The 18,443-nt window shown below is 58.0% G+C and carries 21 protein-coding genes and 1 pseudogene; 8 read left to right on the top strand and 14 right to left on the bottom strand.

The features are described from left to right. The 3 genes from rpoZ to D8V06_RS20860 all read right to left on the bottom strand — a co-directional run. Positions 1 to 97: DNA-directed RNA polymerase subunit omega (rpoZ, locus tag D8V06_RS20850; RefSeq protein WP_130931703.1), on the bottom strand; the 97-nt coding region annotated here is incomplete at its 3' end. A 167-nt stretch (positions 98 to 264) separates the two neighbouring features. Next, complete coding sequence (gene gmk, locus D8V06_RS20855; RefSeq protein ID WP_056854170.1) at positions 265 to 885, bottom strand: guanylate kinase; 621 nt, start codon at positions 883 to 885, stop codon at positions 265 to 267. A 12-nt stretch (positions 886 to 897) separates the two neighbouring features. Next, positions 898 to 1,761, bottom strand: coding sequence for a YicC/YloC family endoribonuclease (locus tag D8V06_RS20860; RefSeq protein ID WP_056854169.1), 864 nt, complete (start codon positions 1,759 to 1,761; stop codon positions 898 to 900). Positions 1,762 to 2,028: 267 nt separating this feature from the next. Here D8V06_RS20860 and rph point away from each other — a divergent pair, with 267 nt between their 5' ends. From rph to gltS, 3 genes are all read left to right on the top strand, one after another. Then, on the top strand, positions 2,029 to 2,751 hold the full coding sequence (gene rph, locus D8V06_RS20865; protein WP_047535109.1) for a ribonuclease PH: 723 nt from the start codon (positions 2,029 to 2,031) through the stop codon (positions 2,749 to 2,751). Positions 2,752 to 2,779: 28 nt separating this feature from the next. Then, positions 2,780 to 3,148, top strand: a complete 369-nt coding sequence (locus D8V06_RS20870; RefSeq protein ID WP_056854168.1) for a DUF4870 domain-containing protein — start codon at positions 2,780 to 2,782, stop codon at positions 3,146 to 3,148. A gap of 325 nt (positions 3,149 to 3,473) precedes the next feature. After that, positions 3,474 to 4,682, top strand: coding sequence for a sodium/glutamate symporter (gene gltS, locus D8V06_RS20875; protein ID WP_130903798.1), 1,209 nt, complete (start codon positions 3,474 to 3,476; stop codon positions 4,680 to 4,682). 102 nt (positions 4,683 to 4,784) lie between these two features. Here the strand turns inward: gltS and D8V06_RS20880 are convergent, their stop codons facing one another. Continuing rightward, positions 4,785 to 5,564 carry an exodeoxyribonuclease III gene (locus D8V06_RS20880; protein WP_053163881.1) on the bottom strand — a complete coding sequence of 260 codons (780 nt, stop codon included), beginning with the start codon at positions 5,562 to 5,564 and terminating at the stop codon, positions 4,785 to 4,787. A gap of 82 nt (positions 5,565 to 5,646) precedes the next feature. On the opposite strand from D8V06_RS20880, the gene pyrE reads away from it, so the two are divergent. Beyond that, positions 5,647 to 6,291, top strand: coding sequence for an orotate phosphoribosyltransferase (gene pyrE / locus D8V06_RS20885; RefSeq protein WP_008047079.1), 645 nt, complete (start codon positions 5,647 to 5,649; stop codon positions 6,289 to 6,291). A gap of 204 nt (positions 6,292 to 6,495) precedes the next feature. Here pyrE and D8V06_RS20890 read toward each other — a convergent pair whose 3' ends face one another. The 7 genes and pseudogenes from D8V06_RS20890 to coaBC all read right to left on the bottom strand — a co-directional run bounded on the left by D8V06_RS20890 (position 6,496) and on the right by coaBC (position 12,168). Beyond that, positions 6,496 to 6,879, bottom strand: coding sequence for a hypothetical protein (locus D8V06_RS20890; protein ID WP_130931704.1), 384 nt, complete (start codon positions 6,877 to 6,879; stop codon positions 6,496 to 6,498). Further along, the gene (locus tag D8V06_RS20895) at positions 6,866 to 7,438 is read right to left on the bottom strand and encodes a hypothetical protein (protein WP_130931705.1); all 573 of its coding nucleotides are present in this window, start codon (positions 7,436 to 7,438) and stop codon (positions 6,866 to 6,868) included. The genes D8V06_RS20890 and D8V06_RS20895 overlap by 14 nt, the downstream gene beginning before the upstream one ends. Positions 7,439 to 7,455: 17 nt before the next feature. Beyond that, entirely contained in the window at positions 7,456 to 7,668 is a 213-nt protein-coding gene (locus D8V06_RS20900) for a hypothetical protein (protein WP_056854164.1), read from the bottom strand. 202 nt (positions 7,669 to 7,870) lie between these two features. After that, complete coding sequence (gene argB, locus D8V06_RS20905; protein WP_008047078.1) at positions 7,871 to 8,776, bottom strand: acetylglutamate kinase; 906 nt, start codon at positions 8,774 to 8,776, stop codon at positions 7,871 to 7,873. Between the two features lie 17 nt (positions 8,777 to 8,793). Further along, positions 8,794 to 10,152: pseudogene (locus tag D8V06_RS20910) on the bottom strand (phosphomannomutase/phosphoglucomutase); the annotation flags it as partial. Between the two features lie 346 nt (positions 10,153 to 10,498). Further along, entirely contained in the window at positions 10,499 to 10,954 is a 456-nt protein-coding gene (gene dut, locus D8V06_RS20915; protein WP_056854162.1) for a dUTP diphosphatase, read from the bottom strand. Between the two features lie 5 nt (positions 10,955 to 10,959). Further along, positions 10,960 to 12,168, bottom strand: a complete 1,209-nt coding sequence (coaBC, locus tag D8V06_RS20920; protein WP_056854161.1) for a bifunctional phosphopantothenoylcysteine decarboxylase/phosphopantothenate--cysteine ligase CoaBC — start codon at positions 12,166 to 12,168, stop codon at positions 10,960 to 10,962. 135 nt (positions 12,169 to 12,303) lie between these two features. Between coaBC and radC the strand changes: the two genes are divergently transcribed. Continuing rightward, positions 12,304 to 12,978, top strand: coding sequence for a DNA repair protein RadC (gene radC / locus D8V06_RS20925; RefSeq protein ID WP_056854160.1), 675 nt, complete (start codon positions 12,304 to 12,306; stop codon positions 12,976 to 12,978). Between the two features lie 168 nt (positions 12,979 to 13,146). Here radC and D8V06_RS20935 read toward each other — a convergent pair whose 3' ends face one another. Further along, positions 13,147 to 14,733 (bottom strand): ABC transporter substrate-binding protein, encoded by a 1,587-nt coding sequence (locus D8V06_RS20935; protein WP_056854159.1) that lies wholly within the window; start codon positions 14,731 to 14,733, stop codon positions 13,147 to 13,149. A gap of 446 nt (positions 14,734 to 15,179) precedes the next feature. Between D8V06_RS20935 and rpmB the strand changes: the two genes are divergently transcribed. Further along, complete coding sequence (gene rpmB, locus D8V06_RS20940; RefSeq protein ID WP_003176907.1) at positions 15,180 to 15,413, top strand: 50S ribosomal protein L28; 234 nt, start codon at positions 15,180 to 15,182, stop codon at positions 15,411 to 15,413. Positions 15,414 to 15,424: 11 nt separating this feature from the next. Next, positions 15,425 to 15,580, top strand: coding sequence for a 50S ribosomal protein L33 (rpmG, locus tag D8V06_RS20945; protein ID WP_007894709.1), 156 nt, complete (start codon positions 15,425 to 15,427; stop codon positions 15,578 to 15,580). 91 nt (positions 15,581 to 15,671) lie between these two features. Here the strand turns inward: rpmG and D8V06_RS20950 are convergent, their stop codons facing one another. Together D8V06_RS20950 and D8V06_RS20955 are read right to left on the bottom strand one after the other, a co-directional pair. Next, on the bottom strand, positions 15,672 to 15,950 hold the full coding sequence (locus tag D8V06_RS20950) for a hypothetical protein (protein WP_130903804.1): 279 nt from the start codon (positions 15,948 to 15,950) through the stop codon (positions 15,672 to 15,674). Positions 15,951 to 16,132: 182 nt separating this feature from the next. Then, on the bottom strand, positions 16,133 to 16,495 hold the full coding sequence (locus D8V06_RS20955) for a cupin domain-containing protein (RefSeq protein ID WP_056854157.1): 363 nt from the start codon (positions 16,493 to 16,495) through the stop codon (positions 16,133 to 16,135). 234 nt (positions 16,496 to 16,729) lie between these two features. On the opposite strand from D8V06_RS20955, the gene D8V06_RS20960 reads away from it, so the two are divergent. Beyond that, positions 16,730 to 18,223 carry an aldehyde dehydrogenase gene (locus D8V06_RS20960; RefSeq protein ID WP_130903805.1) on the top strand — a complete coding sequence of 498 codons (1,494 nt, stop codon included), beginning with the start codon at positions 16,730 to 16,732 and terminating at the stop codon, positions 18,221 to 18,223. The last annotated feature ends 220 nt before the right edge of the window (positions 18,224 to 18,443 follow it).

An 18,443-nucleotide genomic window follows, 5' to 3' on the forward strand; every position in this document is an offset into this window, starting at 1 on the left:
CGGTGGCCAGTTGACGGGCACGCTTGGTAGAGAGCATGACCAGCTCAAAGCGGTTATCCACGTGTTCTAGGCAGTCTTCAACGGTTACGCGGGCCATGGTCTTCCTCGTAGCAAATGCAATATGCGCGCTGCCCGGATGGGCGAGCGGACTCAACAGTTTAAAAAATCACCAGCGATTAGGGAAGCGCTGATTTTTTGATCAAGCCCTTCAACGCGCTGCAAGTGCCAATGTAAAGCCCTTGCAGCGGTTTTGGGAAGTGCTCTTTAACCGAGCAATTCAGCCAGCAATTTGCCGTGGCGCTGTTGCTGACGCTTCTGAATCAGCTGATTGGCGCGAAAAATCGCCTTCAGATCGTGCAGTGCGTGGGCGAAATCGTCGTTGATGATCAGGTAGTCATAGTCGACATAGTGGCTCATCTCGCTGACGGCTTCGCGCATCCGGCCATCGATGATTTCGTCGCTGTCCTGGCCACGATTGGTCAGGCGCTGATGCAGGGCTTCAAGTGACGGCGGCAAGATGAAAATCGAACGGGCCTGAGGCATCAGCTTGCGCACTTGCTCGGCGCCTTGCCAGTCGATTTCCAGAATCAGGTCGTGCCCTTCGTCCAGGGTCTGCTGCAAGTGGCTCTGCGAGGTCCCGTAGAGATTGCCGAATACTTCGGCGCGCTCGAGGAAATCCCCGTGTTCGATCATCTTCACGAACTCGCTGCGCTCGACGAAGTGATAGTTCACGCCGTTCACTTCACCGGGGCGCATGGCGCGGGTGGTGTGCGAGACCGAAACGCGAATTTCCGGATCGGCGTCGGTCAGGGCCTTGACCAGGCTGCTTTTGCCCGCGCCCGATGGGGCGGAAATGATGTAGAGGGTGCCGGTGCTGTGGGTCATGTCGGGGTTGCCTTACTCAATATTCTGCACTTGTTCACGCATCTGCTCGATCAACACTTTCAGGTTGACCGCCGCTTGGGTGCTGCGCGGGTCGAAGGCTTTGGAGCCCAGGGTGTTGGCTTCGCGGTTGAGCTCCTGCATCAGGAAGTCCAGGCGCCGACCGGCGGCGCCGCCAGACTTGAGTACACGACGAACTTCGATGATGTGAGTGCTCAGGCGATCCAGTTCTTCGGCGACGTCGCTTTTCTGCGCGAGCATGACCATTTCCTGCTCCAGACGCTGTGGGTCCATCTCGGCCTTCATGTCGGCGAAACGATCAAGCACTTTCTGGCGCTGGGTGGCGAGCATTTGCGGAACCAGTTCACGCAGGGTCACCACGTCTTCTTCAATGGACGTCAGGCGCTCATTGATCAGCCGTGCCAGCTCCGCGCCCTCTCGCTCGCGTCCGGCCTTGAGCTCTTTCAGGCCCTGGTTGAACAGCGCCAGTGCCTGGGCATTCAAGGCTTGCGGGTCGGTGGCGTCACCTACAAGTACGCCGGGCCAGGCCAGGACTTCCAGCGGGTTCAGTGCTGCCGGGTTCTTGATCAGGCTGGCAACGGTCTCGGCGGCGGCGACCAGTTGTGCGGCGCGTGCCTGGTCGACTTGCAGCGGTTTGCCGGTGTTTTCTTCGGTGAAGCGCAGGGTGCATTCGAGCTTGCCCCGGGATACACCTTGGCGCAGGGCTTCACGGACGGCACCTTCGAGGTCGCGAAAGGACTCCGGCAGGCGCAGGTGGGGTTCCAGGTAGCGGCTGTTGACCGAGCGCAGTTCCCAGCTCAGGGTGCCTTGGACGCCGGCGCTTTCGACGCGGGCGAAGGCGGTCATGCTGTGCACCATGGAGGTACCTCGCAGTGCAGATCGGCGCGGAACTGATGTTCAGGCAATCCGATATCAATGAATTAAAGCCGACTGGCAGCAAAGGCGCAGGATTGTAGCGCAGTGGCGCCAATGCGCCCAAACACACGGAGTGACAATCGGCTGCAGGTCGTCGGGCACGGGCTGTTCAGAGCCTTCGCTCGTCCGAGTAATTTTTTAGAAGTGCCCAGGCGTGGCTGGCGGCTCTATAATGCTTCGCAGTTTTCCGTCCCCGTACAGGTATCCCTTATGAAACGTCCAAGTGGTCGCGCTGCCGATCAGCTCCGCTCGATCCGCATTACCCGCAACTACACCAAACATGCCGAGGGATCTGTACTGGTCGAGTTCGGTGATACCAAGGTCATCTGCACCGTCAGCGTCGAAAACGGCGTGCCTCGCTTCCTCAAGGGCCAGGGCCAGGGTTGGCTGACCGCCGAGTACGGCATGCTGCCACGCGCCACCGGCGAGCGTAACCAGCGTGAGGCGAGCCGCGGCAAGCAAGGCGGCCGTACCCTGGAAATCCAGCGCTTGATCGGGCGTTCCCTGCGTGCTGCGCTGGACATGTCCAAGCTGGGCGACGTCACCCTTTACGTTGACTGCGATGTGATCCAGGCCGATGGCGGTACTCGCACCGCGTCCATCACCGGCGCCATGGTCGCCCTGGTCGATGCCTTGAAAGTGATCAAGAAGCGCGGCGGCCTCAAAGGCGGCGACCCGCTCAAGCAAATGATCGGTGCGGTGTCGGTCGGCATGTACCAGGGCGAGCCAGTGCTCGACCTTGATTACCTGGAAGATTCGGCGGCAGAGACCGACCTGAACGTGGTGATGACCAGCACTGGCGGGTTCATCGAAGTTCAGGGCACTGCCGAAGGCGCACCGTTCCAGCCGGAAGAATTGAATGCCATGCTGGAACTGGCAAAGAAAGGCATGAACGAGATTTTCGATCTGCAAAAGGCTGCGCTGGCAGACTGATCGGACCGAAGTACACAAGGAGGACGCCATGAGTGAAGAACAACAGCTGCTTCCCACCCCGAGCAAAGAAGTTCGGCAGTGGGCAATGTTTTGTCACTTGTCTGCCTTGTTGGGGATCTGGATTCCGTTCGGTACCCTGATCGGCCCGTTGATTCTCTGGCAGATGAAGCGTGAGATGGACCCGTTCGTCGATGCGCAAGGCAAGGAGGCGCTGAACTTTCAGATCACCGTCGCCATTGCTTCTGCCATTTGTTTCCTGCTGATGGTGGTGATTGTCGGGTTCTTCCTGTTCGGTCTGGTGGCGATAGGTGCGTTGGTACTGACGATTATCGCCGGGGTCAAGGCTAACGAAGGGTTTCCGTATCGGTATCCGTTTACGTGGCGGTTGATCAAGTAAGCCTGTAGATGCTGTTAGCGAAATGCCCCGACTTGTCGGGGCATTTGCGTTTTTATTATCAAGTTACTTGTTTTTGTAATCTGCGCTTACTTCTTTACATGTTTGGTCACAACTGCAAGACATCAGCTCTTCCCGCATCCTTGGCAGTAAGACTTTACGATTGTTAAAGTTGTCGCACGAAATACCTCTAAGAAATATTTCGATATATTCAGGCCATTGACGGATCCTGAAAGTAAAAGCAATCAGTGTTGAAAACAATCAACCTGTTCAATAGGCGTGTCCAGGTAAACAGTTCGCCTCTGAATGAAAACCCAAGATTATCCCAATGGTTCAACTCGATTTTTATGGAACACTTGTCGCCGCTTCCTTGGTTCTTTTGCTGGGGCGCGGGCTCGTCACACGTGTCGGCTTTTTGCGCGCTTACAATATTCCTGAGCCTGTAGCAGGCGGCTTATTGGTAGCCTTGGTTCTTTTGGTATTACGATCGCTCGATATGGAAGTCCGATTTGATACCTCGCTACAAACGCCATTGATGTTGGCGTTTTTCGCCACGATCGGGTTGAGTGCAGACTTCGCCAGCCTGAAAAAAGGCGGACGCATAGTGGGAATGTTTGTATTGGCGGTCACCGGCTTGCTGGTGGTGCAGAACGCCATGGGCATTGGATTGGCAACGGCTTTGGGGCTCGATCCCCTGATGGGGCTGCTGACAGGCTCGGTGACGCTGGCGGGTGGTCACGGTACCGGGGCTGCATGGGGGGCGACGTTCAGTGAGAAGTACGGTCTGGCTTCCGCCTCTGAACTTGCGATGGCCTCCGCGACGTTTGGCTTGGTGCTGGGCGGTTTGATTGGTGGGCCGGTCGCTCGCCTGCTCATCAAACGGACTCAGGTGCCCGGCTGCCGCGAGCAAGACAAGCCGCGGATGCCAAAAGGCTTCGAGCAACCGAACAAAGAACGCTCAATCACCCCGTTTTCCTTCATTGAAACACTCGCACTGATCGCGGTCAGCTTACTCGCGGGCAATCTCCTCAATGGCATGCTCCGCGAAACCGCATTTGAGTTGCCGACGTTCGTCTGCGTATTGTTTGTGGGTGTACTTTTACGAAACGGGCTTTCAGCGTTGGGCTTGTACCAGGTGTTCGAGCGCGAAGTCTCTGTGTTGGGGAATGTCAGTTTGTCGCTGTTCCTGGCGATCGCGCTGATGTCACTCAAATTGTGGGATCTGGCGGCACTGGCCTTGCCGTTCTTTATAATTCTGGCCGCGCAAACGATGGTCATGGCGCTCTTTGCGATATTCGTAACATTCAGAATCATGGGCAGTAACTACGACGCGGCCGTGCTGGCGGCAGGACATTGCGGCTTTGGACTGGGTGCAACACCAACTGCCATCGCCAACATGCAGGCCGTGACACAGCGCTATGGACCTTCGCAAATTGCGTTTCTGGTTGTGCCGATGGTGGGGGCTTTCTTTATCGACATTATCAATGTCATCGTGATCAAGTTGTATCTGGCGCTGCCGTTTTTCGGCGCTGCTTGAAGTACCGGTCACTGAGCACCGCCATAAAAAATGCCCGTATCCTGCGATACGGGCATTTTTCATCTTCGAACAACGTCGAACTTCATTGTCAGCGACAAGTGTTTAGATCGTCAGCGTCCAATCGTAGTCCACGATCAGCGGCGCATGCTGCGAGAACCGTGGCTGGCGCGGCAAGCGTGCGCTGCGTACGAAGCGGCGCAGACCCGGGGTCAGCAGCTGGTAATCGAAGCGCCAGCCGAGGTTGAGCATTTCGGCCTGTTCGTTGTCTGGCCACCAGCTGTACTGGTCACCTTCACGGCTGACTTCGCGCAGGGCATCGACATACCCCATATTGCCGACAATCTCGTCCATCCAGGCCCGTTCAGGCGCCAGGAAGCCCGGAGATTGCTGGCTGTCGCGCCAGTTCTTGATGTCCAGCTTCTGTTGCGCCACATACAGCGAGCCACAATAAATGTACTCGCGGCGTTTGCGCCGTTGCTTGTCCAGGTACTTGGCGAAGTCATCCATAAGCTTGAACTTCTGGTTCAAGTCTTCATCGCCGTTCATGCCCGATGGCAGCAACAAGGTTGCAATACTGACTTTGTCGAAATCGGCTTGCAGGTAGCGCCCGTAGCGGTCGGCCGTCTCGAAACCGAGACCGCTGATGACAGCCTTCGGTTGCAACCGCGAGTACAAAGCCACGCCACCTTGGGCGGGGACTTCGGCGTCGCAGGCATAAAGGAAGTATCCATCCAGTTGGAAGGCTGGATCGTCCAGTTCAAAGGCGGAGGCACGGGTGTCCTGCAGGCAGATGACGTCGGCATTCTGTGCTTGCAGCCAACTGAGCAAACCTCGCTCGACTGCAGCCTGAATACCATTGACGTTCACACTGATGATCCGCATAAATGGCCCCAAAAATCGCGTGCGTGTATGATACACGGCGTCAAGCTAATTAGCTAAATCCGTGGTATTTGGGGTTTTTTTCATGCAAGCGTATCAGCGCGATTTCATTCGTTTTGCCATCGATCGCGGCGTTTTGCGCTTCGGTGAGTTCACCCTGAAGTCCGGGCGTACCAGTCCTTACTTCTTCAATGCGGGCCTGTTCAATTCAGGTTCGGCCCTGGCGCAGCTGGGTCGTTTCTACGCCGCTGCCATCGCCGAAAGCGGTATTGCGTTCGATGTTCTGTTCGGTCCTGCCTACAAAGGCATCCCTTTGGCGGCGACCACTGCCGTGGCATTGGCCGAGCATCACAACCGTGACCTGCCATGGTGTTTCAACCGCAAGGAAGCCAAGGCCCACGGCGAGGGCGGCAGCCTGGTCGGCGCGCCTTTGACCGGCGATGTGCTGATCATCGACGACGTGATCACCGCCGGCACCGCTATCCGCGAAGTGATGCAGATCATCGCTTCCCAGGACGGCGCCAAGGCAGCTGGCGTGCTGATTGCCCTGAACCGTCAAGAACGTGGCAATGGTGAGTTGTCGGCGATCCAGGAAGTCGAGCGTGATTTCGGTATCCCGGTGATCAGCATTGTTTCGTTGAACCAGGTGCTGGAGTTCCTGGCCGATGATCCGCAGCTCAAGCAGCATTTGCCGGCGGTTGAAGCCTACCGCGCGCAGTTCGGCGTCTGACCACAATCCCCCTGTGGGAGCGAGCCTGTGTGGCGAGGGAGCTTGCTCCCGCTGGGCTGCGTAGCAGACCCAAAAAGTTTGTGAGTGCTGCGCACTCAAGCGGGAGCAAGCTCCCTCGCCACAAAAGGTGGATTGTCGCAGGGATTGCAGGCAGAAAAAGACCCCGCTCAGCCAGGCTGAGTGGGGGTCTTTTGTTTTGAGTCGTCAGCACAGTTTTCGCCATTTTCCGACCAGTTTTAATGCCAACCCCAGGTTGAACAGCGCAAACACCAGCAGTGCCACGACGACTAACACGTAAAGCGTTCGGTCCACGTTGAAATCCCATAGATCCAGCGTGCTGCTTCTCATGATCCTCACGGCGGCTGGCAAGTTGACGTAAAACAGCGCCATGAAGGCGCACGTCAGCGGTACGGCGCGGCTAAACAAAACCCCCAGCACTTTCCCCCGGCTGCGTTTTCTGGCCAACGGGCCTGACTCTTTGTCATCCAGTTCCAGCGCCTCATGCAACCGTGGCCAAGCCAGGTTGAACATGAATGTGGTCAGGGTCAGCAGCAAGCCGCTGACCGCGACAATGTCACTGAACGGCATTGAGCCTCAGGGTTTGGCACAACAAAGCGTGGGAGTCTTCGCTGATTTCGAACTGCCCGGCACTGCCCTTGCGTTTGGTGATGGGTTTGAAGGTCGGCTCGTTTTGTGTGATCAGCATGTTCAGCTCATCGCGAATCACGTCTGAACTGATCACCACCAGATAAACCGTCTGCGCATGCTCGGCCGTTTCGATCACTGATCGCATGCTGTGCTGGAAAATCTCGTCCAGTTGATTGCGAAACCGTGAAACCGTGTTTTTCAACAGGGTTTTACTCTGGCTCTGCGTCAGTTGGAAAATCGTCGATATCTGCGATTCAGTGGGCAACGTTTGCCCGAAGTAACTTTGAATCAGGTAGAGCAATCGATCCTGCTTGGCCTCATCGGCCCTGCTGGGCATGCCGCCTTCGACCAGCATCTTCAGGTATTCGGTCAGGCTCGCCTTGGCTATTCGTTCCAGGGCATGGGCGATTTCGCCGTCGGAAATCCTCAAGGTCTTTTTCACCGGCTCCTTCTGCTCGAGGTTGAAAGCCTGGGCATCGATCGTGAACGAGATCTGCATGGTTCAGACCTCCGTGATTACTTGGCAGGCTCGTTTGGGTACGGATCTGCCACGGCATCACCTTGGCCGGTCAGGATGTTCCAGCCATTGAGTACGTGGGTCCCTGGTTGGAAGTCCGGGCACGGTGGAAGAGAAGTCTTTGATTGATTGCTGTATTCGCGCCCGCAATCTGCGCATGCGTAGGTGCCTGCTGAAACGTCGCTGCCGTAGGGAACGTAGTCTTTTTGCATGGGGAAGATCTCCTGTGGATTCAGGGAAGATCGTATGCAGATTGTTTCTTTTGGGATGTCGGACGTTTCGCTTATTTGCGTCGGGCAATTCCTGTAGGCATAAAAAAGATCGCAGACTTGTTCAACTCCTACGGAAGTTTCGTACATCCGAAACAATCCAGTTGGAGCTGCCGCAGGCTGCGATCTTTTTCGTCTTTATTGATCAGGGACGCTTGCGATTGCTGATCAAGGTGCCCACGCCGGTATCGGTGAAGATTTCCAGCAGAATCGCGTTCGGTACGCGCCCATCGATGATCAGCGAGCTGCCCACGCCGCCCTGGACGGCTTCCAGTGCGCAACGGATCTTCGGCAGCATGCCGCCGTAGATGGTGCCATCGGCGATCAGATCGTCGACCTGTTGGGTGGTCAGGCCGGTCAGGACCGTCCCCGACTTGTCCATCAGGCCGGCGATGTTGGTCAGCAGCATCAACTTCTCGGCTTTCAGCGCTTCGGCGACTTTACCGGCCACCAGGTCTGCGTTGATGTTGTACGACTCACCGTTGGCGCCGACGCCGATTGGCGCGATCACCGGGATGAAATCGCCCTTGACCAGCAGGTTGAGCAGGTCGGTATTGATGCCGACGACTTCGCCCACATGGCCGATGTCGATGATTTCCGGCGTGGTCATTTCCGGGGTCTGGCGGGTGACGGTGAGCTTCTTCGCACGAATCAGCTCGGCGTCTTTACCGGTCAGGCCGATGGCGCTGCCGCCATGTCTGTTGATCAGATTGACGATGTCCTTGTTGACCTGGCCGCCCAGGACCATTTCCACCACGTCCATGGTCGCGGCGTCGGTGACGCGCATGCCGTCGACGAAATGGCTTTCGATCGACAGACGCTTGAGCAGGTCACCGATTTGCGGGCCACCGCCGTGAACGACCACCGGGTTGATCCCCACGGCTTTCATCAGCACGATGTCGCGGGCGAAGCCGGTTTTCAGCTCCTCGCTTTCCATCGCGTTGCCGCCGTATTTGATCACCAGCGTCTTGCCGACATAGCGGCGAATGTAAGGCAGCGCTTCGGACAGGACCTTGGCGGTGTTGGCGGCGGCTTCGCGTTCGAGGGTCATTCAGGGCTCCGGGTGAATCAGAACGGTAGTTGGAGATCAGGTGCAACGCGCTTCAACTGGACTTTGAAAACGTCCTTGATGCGCGAAAGTTCTGCCTCGTCATCGGCCTCGAAACGCAGTACCAGCACCGGTGTGGTGTTGGAGGCGCGAACCAGGCCCCAGCCTTTGGCATAGTCGACTCGCACGCCGTCGATGGTGGTCAGGTCAGCGCCTTCGCCCCATTGCGCGTCGTGCAATGCATCAATGATGCTGAATTTGCTCTCTTCGGTCACATGGATATTGATTTCAGGCGTAGAAATATCGTTCGGGAACGTCGCGAACAGCTCTTCGGCCGAGGATTTTTCCTTGCTGAGGATTTCCAGCAAGCGCGCAGCGCTGTAAATGCCGTCGTCGAAACCGAACCAGCGCTCCTTGAAGAAGATGTGCCCGCTCATTTCGCCGGCCAACAGGGCACCGGATTGTTTCATTTTCTTTTTGATCAACGAGTGACCAGTCTTCCACATTAGCGAACGACCGCCATATTCCTTGATCAGCGGGATCAGGCGGCGGGTGCATTTGACGTCGAAGATGATTTCAGCGCCCGGGTTGCGCGCTACGACGTCGCGGGCGAACAGCATCAGCAGGCGGTCCGGGTAGACGATGCTGCCGGTGTTGGTTACCACGCCGACACGGTCGCCATCGCCATCGAAGGCCAGGCCGATGTCAGCATTGGTTTGCTTGACCTTGGCGATCAGGTCTTCAAGGTTTTCAGGCTTGCCCGGATCCGGGTGGTGGTTCGGGAAGTTGCCGTCGACTTCGCAGAACAGCGGGATGACTTCGCAGTTCAGCGCTTCGATCAGTTGCGGGGCAATCACGCCTGCCGCGCCGTTGCCGCAATCGACCACCACTTTCAGGCGTCGAGCCAGTTTGATGTCCTGGACAATTTCGGTGCTGTAGCGATCGAGAATTTCGACTTTGCTGATGCTGCCTTGCCCGCTGCTCAGGTTATTGGTCTTGAGGCGCTCATGCAGGGCCTGGATCTGTTCGTTGGCCAGGGTGTCGCCGGCAATGACGATTTTGAAACCGTTGTAGTTCGACGGGTTGTGGCTGCCGGTCAGCATCACGCCGGATTTGCCGGCCAGCACGTTGGCGGCGTAGTACAACGCAGGGGTTGGCACCAGGCCGACATCGCTGACGTGGCAGCCGCTGTCGGCGATGCCTTGAATCAATCTTTCCACCAGTTCCGGGCCTGACAGGCGACCATCACGGCCAACGGATACATTGGGCTCGCCCTGCGCCAGGCTTTGGGAGCCGACAGCGCGGCCAATCCAGTAGGCGGTCTCGGCGTTCAGGAACTCCGGGACAGTGCCACGGATGTCATAGGCGCGGAAGATGCTGTCAGGGAACTTGGGTGCAATATTGGCCGGGGTGTTCATCTGTGGAAATGCTCCATCTCGAAAGTGACTGGACAGGCCGCCGAATCACAGGGCGGCCGGCTCAAACTGAAGGGTATGACGGCGATTTCCACAGAGAGTTCGTGGTGTGAAAGGGCCATGACGCCTCGACGGGCGTGGCTTTCGGCCGGCAAAACCTTGATTTACGGTGTTAAAACCGCCGCAGTATGTCGAGATTTTTGTGGCGAGGGAGCTTGCTCCCGCTTGGGTGCGCAGCGCCCATGAAATCTTTTTGGCCGCTACGCAGCCCAGCGGGAGCAAACTCCCTCGCCACAATGTCTTTATCCGGTTACTTGGTGCCGCTATGGCCGAAACCACCCGTGCCGCGCTCGGTTTCAACGAATTCTTCAACCATCTCGAAGTGAGCCTGCACAACGGGTACCAGCACCAATTGCGCCAGGCGCTCGCCAACCGGCATGGTGAATTCGGTCTGGCCGCGGTTCCAGCAGGATACCATCAGCGGTCCCTGGTAATCGGAGTCGATCAGGCCGACCAGATTGCCCAGCACGATGCCGTGCTTATGGCCCATGCCCGAACGCGGCAGGATCAGCGCCGCCAGGTTCGGGTCACCGATATAGACCGACAGACCGGTAGGGATCAGCACGGTTTCACCTGGTTTGATGACGGTGTCCTGCTCCAGCATGGCGCGCAGGTCGAGGCCGGCGGAGCCTGGCGTGGCGTACTGTGGCAGCGGGAATTCGGTGCCGATGCGGGGGTCGAGGATCTTGGCTTGCAAAGCGTGCATGTAAATTAAACCTGGTTCAGACGTTCGGCGATAAAAGTGATCAGCTGGCGAGCAATCTTGCTCTTGCTGGTCTGGGCGAAAAGTGTGGCGTGAAGCTCACGGTCGATCACGCTGCAGGCGTTTTCTTCGCTGTTGAACCCAATGCTCGGGTTGGCGACGTCGTTGGCGACGATCAAATCGAGGTTCTTGTCTTTCAGCTTGCGGGCAGCGTAATCGAGCAGGTGTTCGGTTTCAGCGGCGAAACCGACACTGAACGGACGGTCGGGGCGGGTGGCGATGCTGGCCAGGATGTCTGGGTTGCGCACCATTTGCAGGACAAAACCGTCGCCGCTCGTAGGGTCTTTCTTGAGTTTTTGTGGGGCGACGACTTCCGGGCGGTAATCCGCGACCGCAGCCGAGGCGATGAATACGTCACAAGGAATCGCGGCTTCGCACGCAGCGAGCATGTCGCGGGCACTCACCACATCGATGCGGCTGACGCGATCCGGTGTCGGCAAGTGCACCGGGCCACTGATCAGCGTGACTCGGGCACCGGCTTCTACCGCGGCTTCGGCCAGGGCGAAGCCCATTTTGCCGGAGCTGTGGTTAGTGATGTAGCGCACCGGGTCAATGTTTTCCTGGGTCGGCCCCGCGGTAATTACCACGTGCTTGCCGGTCAGCGCCTGACGCTGGAAGCAGTCGGCGGCGAGCAGCGCGAGGTCGGTGGCTTCGAGCATGCGCCCAAGGCCCACGTCGCCGCAGGCCTGGCTACCGGAGGCCGGGCCGAACACCTTGATGTCACGGCTTTCGAGGGTCTGCAGGTTGGCCTGGGTGGCAGGGTCGCGCCACATGGCCTGGTTCATCGCCGGCGCAACGGCGACAACGGCGTCGGTGGCCAGCACCAGCGTGGTCAGCAGGTCATCGGCGATGCCTTGGGCCAGACGGGCGAGCAAATCCGCTGTGGCAGGCGCGATCAGTACCAAGTCGGCCCATTTGGCCAGTTCGATGTGGCCCATGGCCGCTTCGGCTGCCGGGTCCAGCAGGTCGAGGTGCACAGGATGCCCGGACAGGGCCTGCATGGTCAGCGGGGTTATGAACTCGGCGCCGCCACGGGTCATGACCACGCGGACTTCGGCACCCTGGTCCATCAACCGGCGAACCAGGTCGGCGCTCTTGTAGGCAGCGATGCCGCCGCCGACGCCCAGAACAATGCGTTTCCGATACAGCCGCTGCATAGGCCTGCCTTTCAATTCGTTGATGACTGCGTGGCGATACCCCCTCCCCAGGAGTGAAATCGCTCGCAAAAAAGATGGGCTACGATATCACAGCGTCCGCTACGGAACAGCGGCGCCCACAGACAGGGAGGTGTTATGAGTATTCGTGATTGGCCGGCGGCTGAACGGCCGCGGGAGAGGTTGCTTGAACAAGGTTCAGGAAGCCTGTCGGACGCCGAATTGCTGGCAATTTTCTTACGCACGGGCGTAGTGGGTAAAAGCGCCGTGGACCTGGCGCGGCATTTGTTGAACGAGTTTGGCAGCCTGCGTTCGTTGCTGGAGGCCGATCAGGAAACGTTCAGCAAGCAGTTGGGGCTCGGGCCGGCGAAGTTTGCACAGTTGCAGGCTGCTCAAGAAATGAGCAGGCGTCATTTGGCCGAGCGTGCGCGCCAAAAGTCGGCACTGGAAAATCCGCATGCGGTTCGTGAGTACCTGAAATCGATGTTGCGTCATGAGCCACATGAGGTGTTTGGTTGTCTGTTTCTCGATTCCAGGCATCAGGTTTTGACGTTCGAGACGCTGTTTCGCGGTTCCATCGACAACACCAGTGTTCATCCGCGAGAGGTGGTCAAGCGCGCTTTGGCCAATAACGCCGCGGCGTTGATCCTCTGCCACAACCACCCGTCGGGCAACTCCGACCCCAGCCAAGCCGACCGGGTGCTGACCAAGCGCCTGCAAACGGCGCTTGAGCTGATCGATGTGCGGGTGCTCGACCATTTCATCATCGGTGACGGTGATCCGCTGTCCATGGCCGAGTACGGGTGGATGTAGCGGGGCGTCGAGAGCGAGCTTTTGTGGCGAGGGAGCTTGCTCCCGCCTGGATGCGCAGCGTTCACAAGATATTTGGGGCCGCTACGCAGCCCAGCGGGAGCAAGCTCCCTCGCCACAAAGCTCCCTCCCACAAAAACTCCCTCGCCACAAAAGCCACTGCCACGGTTTTTACTTGAGGTTGACCTTCGAGTAGTCCTGACGGCCGAACGGGCTCACCGAATACCCCTCGACATCCTTGCGCGTCAAGGCGAATGCCGTCGGATGAGCCAGCGGCAGCCACAGCGCCTGTTGCTGAATCTGCGTCTGCGCCTGTTCGTAAAGCTTGCTGCGCACGCCTTGCTCGCCGGTGGTCTTGCCGGCGCTGATCAGCTTGTCCAGATCGGCATTGCAGTAGCGAGCGAAGTTGGTGCCGGACTTGACCGCGGCGCAGGAAAACTGCGGCGTGAGGAAGTTGTCCGGGTCGCCGTTATCGCCGGCCCAGCCCATGAACAGGATGTCGTGCTCGCCGGCCTTGGCGCGGCGGATCAGCTCGCCCCATTCGATCACCCGGATTTCCGCCTGGATGCCGATTTCCGCAAGATCGGATTGCAGCAATTGGGCGCCGAGACTCGGATTAGGGTTTAACAGGCTGCCAGAGGGGCGTGTCCAGATCGTCGTCTGAAAACCGTCCTTGAGCCCGGCCTTGACCATCAATGCCTTGGCTTTCTCGACATCGTGGGGGTAACCCGGCAAGCCCCTGGCGTAGCTCCAGGTGTTGGGCGGGTACGGCCCGCTGGCGGGTTCGGCGGTGTCTTCGAACACGGCCTTGACGTAGTTGGCCTTGTCGAAGGCAAGGTTGATCGCCTGACGAACTTCTGGCTTGTCCAGCGGCGGATGCTGACTGTTCAGGGCGACGAACGCGGTCATGAAGGCGTCAGTCTTTTCGACTTTCAAGGTCGGTTCTTTCAGCGCGGCTTGTACGTCCAGTGGTTTGGGCGACAGGGCAATCTGGCACTCGTTGCGGCGCAGTTTCTGCAATCGCACGTTGGCGTCAGGGGTGATGGCGAAGATCAACGGGTCGACCGCAGGCTTGCCCGCGAAATAGTCAGGGTTGGCCTTGTAGCGGATCGAGGCGTCTTTCTGGAAGCGGCTGAATACGAACGGGCCGGTACCGATTGGCTGATTGTTGAGCTTTTCCGGGGTTCCGGCCTTGAGCAGTTTGTCGGCATATTCGGCGGAATAGATCGAGGCAAAACCCATGCTCAGCGTCGGCAGGAACGTCGAGTCCGGGTGATCGAGGGTGAAGCGCACGGTCAGCGGGTCGAGGGCGTCGATTTTCTTGATCAGCGCTGGTAGTTGCATTGATTGCGCATGCGGAAAGCCGCTCTGGGCGACTTTGTGCCACGGGTTGGCCGGGTCGAGCATACGGTCGAAGCTGAATTTCACGTCTTCGGCGGTCAGTTCGCGGCTCGGACTGAAATACTCGGTGCGGTGAAATTTCACCTTCGGGCGCAACTTGAAGATGTAGACCAGGCCATCGGGGCTGACCTCCCAGCTATCGGCGAGGCTGGCGACCACTTTGCCGCTGGCGGTGTCGAAATCCACCAGGCGGTTCATCAGCACGTCAGCCGAGGCATTGGTGGTGGTCAACGAGTTGTATTGCACCACGTCGAACCCTTCGGGGCTGGCCTCGGTGCAGACGCTCAAGGCGGCAGCCTGGGCCAGTGGGCTCAGCATCAGAGGGGCAAGCAACAGCGGTAGGGCAGCGAGGCGCATGGTCGGATTCCTTTACAGATCGAAGGCCCATCTGCAAGTGCAGTCTGGAAAAGGCTTACCCTAGTGGGCTCTTTTGCAAATGACTATCCCCTTTTTCATTTTGAGGGGACTATAGGCCACTTGTTTGGGTGAGCCTTGATTGAGAAAACCTCGGATTTGACCTGGAAAGCATTTCTCTGCGACGAGCGGTCGGAATCGACGACAGCCTTTATCCAAAGCGCCTGGCGCCGGAAAATCGGGTTTTTTATCTACTCAAGGCACACCGAATGTTGTTGCTCTTGAGTCTTTCTGGTATAAAGCAGCGCTCTTTTCTAGGGGCCCGGTTCCTTCACTGTAGGTGTAGCCGGTAAGACCTCTAAAGAAACGCGGCGCCTGGCGCCAAATGACTGAGAGATTAAGCGGCCAACCCATGCCGGGTTGGGCATGTGGTTTTAGAGGGCTGAGGCATGTCGAGAGTATGTCAAGTTACCGGTAAGGGTCCGGTGACTGGGAATAACATTTCCCACGCAAACAACAAAACCCGTCGTCGTTTCCTGCCGAACCTGCAGCATCACCGCTTCTGGGTTGAAGAAGAGAAACGTTTCGTGCGTCTGCGCGTATCTGCCAAAGGCATGCGTATCATCGACAAGCGCGGCATCACTGTCGTGCTGGCCGAAATCCGCGCCGCTGGCAAGATCTAAGGGAGCTAATCATGCGTGAATTGATTCGTTTGATTTCGAGCGCCGGTACTGGTCACTTCTACACTACCGACAAGAACAAGCGCACTACTCCGGACAAAATCGAGATCAAGAAATTTGATCCGGTTGTTCGCAAGCACGTGATCTACAAGGAAGGCAAAATCAAGTAATTGATTTTACTTCCTTACGAAAAAGGCCCGTATCGCGAGATACGGGCCTTTTTTGTTTCGATTGTCTCGTCCTGAATCAGGGTTCGATGAATCAGCCGCAGGTGATTCTGGCAATGGTGCCCACGTGATTCATTGAAATGATCAGGCGATTTCTATCGGGATCTTCGAATCCCGCAGAAGAATTGAAAGTAATGCTGGTTGCTCGCGACGTTTTGAAGGCTTCTTCGTATACGGCGCTCGTCAGCATTTCCCCAACCAGGTGTTGCACCCTTCGGGCATCGCACATTTGCCTCTCGCCATCGGCATGCGCCAGTGTAAAGGCTGAGAGGGTGAGGCTCGCCAGCAGCCCGCAGATAAAATATTTGTTCACGTTTTCGCTTCCTTGAGAATGATGAACTTGAGGCTCCATGGAGGAGCGTCGACAGTATCTTTGCGGGGTGGCGACGGCGTGCGGTAGATAATTAGGTCATTGGCTCGATCGTGACAAATCGGCTTGACCGGAAAATGACCCCCATCAAGCGACAGGGGACATTTGGCGTTCTGAAGTGGGTGCTACGCTTTCTGTTCAAACGCTACATAAATCTTGCGACAGGCTTCCAGTACTTCCCAGGTACCCCGAAACCCGGCCGGGATCACGAAGCGATCGCCTGCCCGCACCGTTTTGCTGTTGCCATCGTTATCGCGCAGAACCGAAACCCCTTGAACGATCTCGCAGTACTCATGCTCGGTGAAATTCACGTGCCATTGTCCGATAGCGCCTTCCCACACACCCGCATTCAATTGGCCGCACGGGCTGTTGTAGTGGTTGTACACCGCTTGTTCGGGGTCGCCCTTGAGGACTTTGGCCGGGTCTGGGCGGTAGCGTTCGGGCTGGGTGGTTGCCTGGCTGAAGTCGACGATGTCCTGGATGCTCATTTTTGTAATCCCCCGTGATTGCGGCGCGAGTGGTTGGTAAAGCCAAAGTCTATGTTTATTAAATTGAACATCGCAAGGCCGTTTGCCGACGTTATGTCAAATATATTGAAACTTCCCCTGCCGCTGGTTTAGGGTGGTGGTTGCCTTGGGCCGCAAGCAGGCTGGCCGGGCAGAATTCCTGACAGCGCCCGCGAAGAACGCGGGTGTCGTATTCAATAAGAGGAGGACACTCGCATGACCACCCTGACCCGTGCCGACTGGGAACAACGCGCCAAAGACCTGAAGATCGAAGGCCGCGCCTATATCAATGGCGAGTACACCGACGCCGTTAGCGCCGAGACCTTCGAGTGCATCAGTCCGGTCGACGGCCGTCTGCTGGGCAAGATTGCCAGCTGTGACGCCGCCGACGCCCAGCGCGCTGTGGAAAACGCTCGCGCCACCTTCAATTCCGGCGTCTGGTCGCGCCTGGCACCGACCAAGCGCAAAGCCACCATGATCCGTTTCGCCGGCCTGCTCAAGCAGCACGCCGAAGAGCTGGCCCTGCTTGAAACCCTGGACATGGGCAAGCCGATCAGCGATTCGCTGTACATCGATGTTCCCGGCGCGGCACAAGCGCTGAGCTGGAGCGGTGAAGCCATCGACAAGATTTATGACGAAGTCGCCGCGACTCCGCACGATCAGCTGGGTCTGGTGACCCGTGAGCCAGTCGGTGTGGTCGGTGCCATCGTGCCGTGGAACTTCCCGTTGATGATGGCGTGCTGGAAACTCGGCCCGGCGTTGTCCACCGGTAACTCGGTGATCCTCAAGCCATCGGAAAAATCGCCACTGACGGCCATCCGCATCGCCGCGCTGGCCGTTGAAGCCGGCATCCCGAAAGGTGTGCTGAACGTACTGCCAGGCTATGGTCATACCGTCGGCAAGGCTTTGGCCCTGCATAACGACGTGGACACCCTGGTGTTCACCGGGTCGACCAAGATCGCCAAGCAACTGCTGATCTACTCCGGCGAATCAAACATGAAGCGCGTCTGGCTCGAAGCCGGCGGCAAGAGCCCGAACATCGTGTTTGCCGACGCACCGAACCTGCAAGAAGCCGCTGAAGCCGCTGCAGGCGCTATCGCCTTCAACCAGGGCGAAGTCTGCACTGCCGGCTCGCGCCTGCTGGTGGAGCGTTCGATCAAGGACAAATTCCTGCCGCTGGTGATCGAGGCACTGAAAACCTGGAAGCCGGGCAACCCGCTGGACCCGGCGACCAACGTCGGTGCGCTGGTGGATACCCAGCAGATGAACACCGTGCTGTCTTACATCGAATCGGGTCACACCGATGGCGCCAAGCTGGTGGCCGGCGGCAAGCGCATCCTGCAGGAAACCGGTGGCACGTATGTTGAGCCGACGATTTTCGACGGTGTCAGCAACGCGATGAAAATCGCCCAGGAAGAAATTTTCGGGCCAGTGTTGTCGGTCATCACGTTCGACAGCGCCGAAGAAGCCGTCGCGATCGCCAACGACACGCCTTACGGCCTGGCCGCCGCGGTGTGGACTGCCGATATCTCCAAGGCTCACCTGACCGCCCGCGCCCTGCGTGCCGGTAGCGTTTGGGTGAACCAATATGACGGTGGCGACATGACGGCGCCGTTCGGTGGCTTCAAGCAGTCCGGTAACGGTCGCGACAAGTCGCTGCACGCGTTCGACAAATACACCGAGCTGAAGGCGACCTGGATCAAGTTGTAAGTCGTTAAAGGAGGTCTGCCGCAGAAACAGGCCTCTCAAACGACGCAGATCCCTTGTGGGAGCGAGCCTGCTCGCGATAGCGGTGTGACAGTCGACGAAAATGTTGAATGTTCTACCGTCATCGCGAGCAAGCTCGCTCCCACAATGTTTTGTGCGGCACATAACAATATCCACAGGAGCGTGGAACATGCGTTGGGCGACGTATTTTGCCGTGTTGGCG

The sequence above is a fragment of the Pseudomonas sp. Sample_24 genome (assembly GCF_004307605.1).
In the GTDB taxonomy this organism is placed as follows: domain Bacteria; phylum Pseudomonadota; class Gammaproteobacteria; order Pseudomonadales; family Pseudomonadaceae; genus Aquipseudomonas.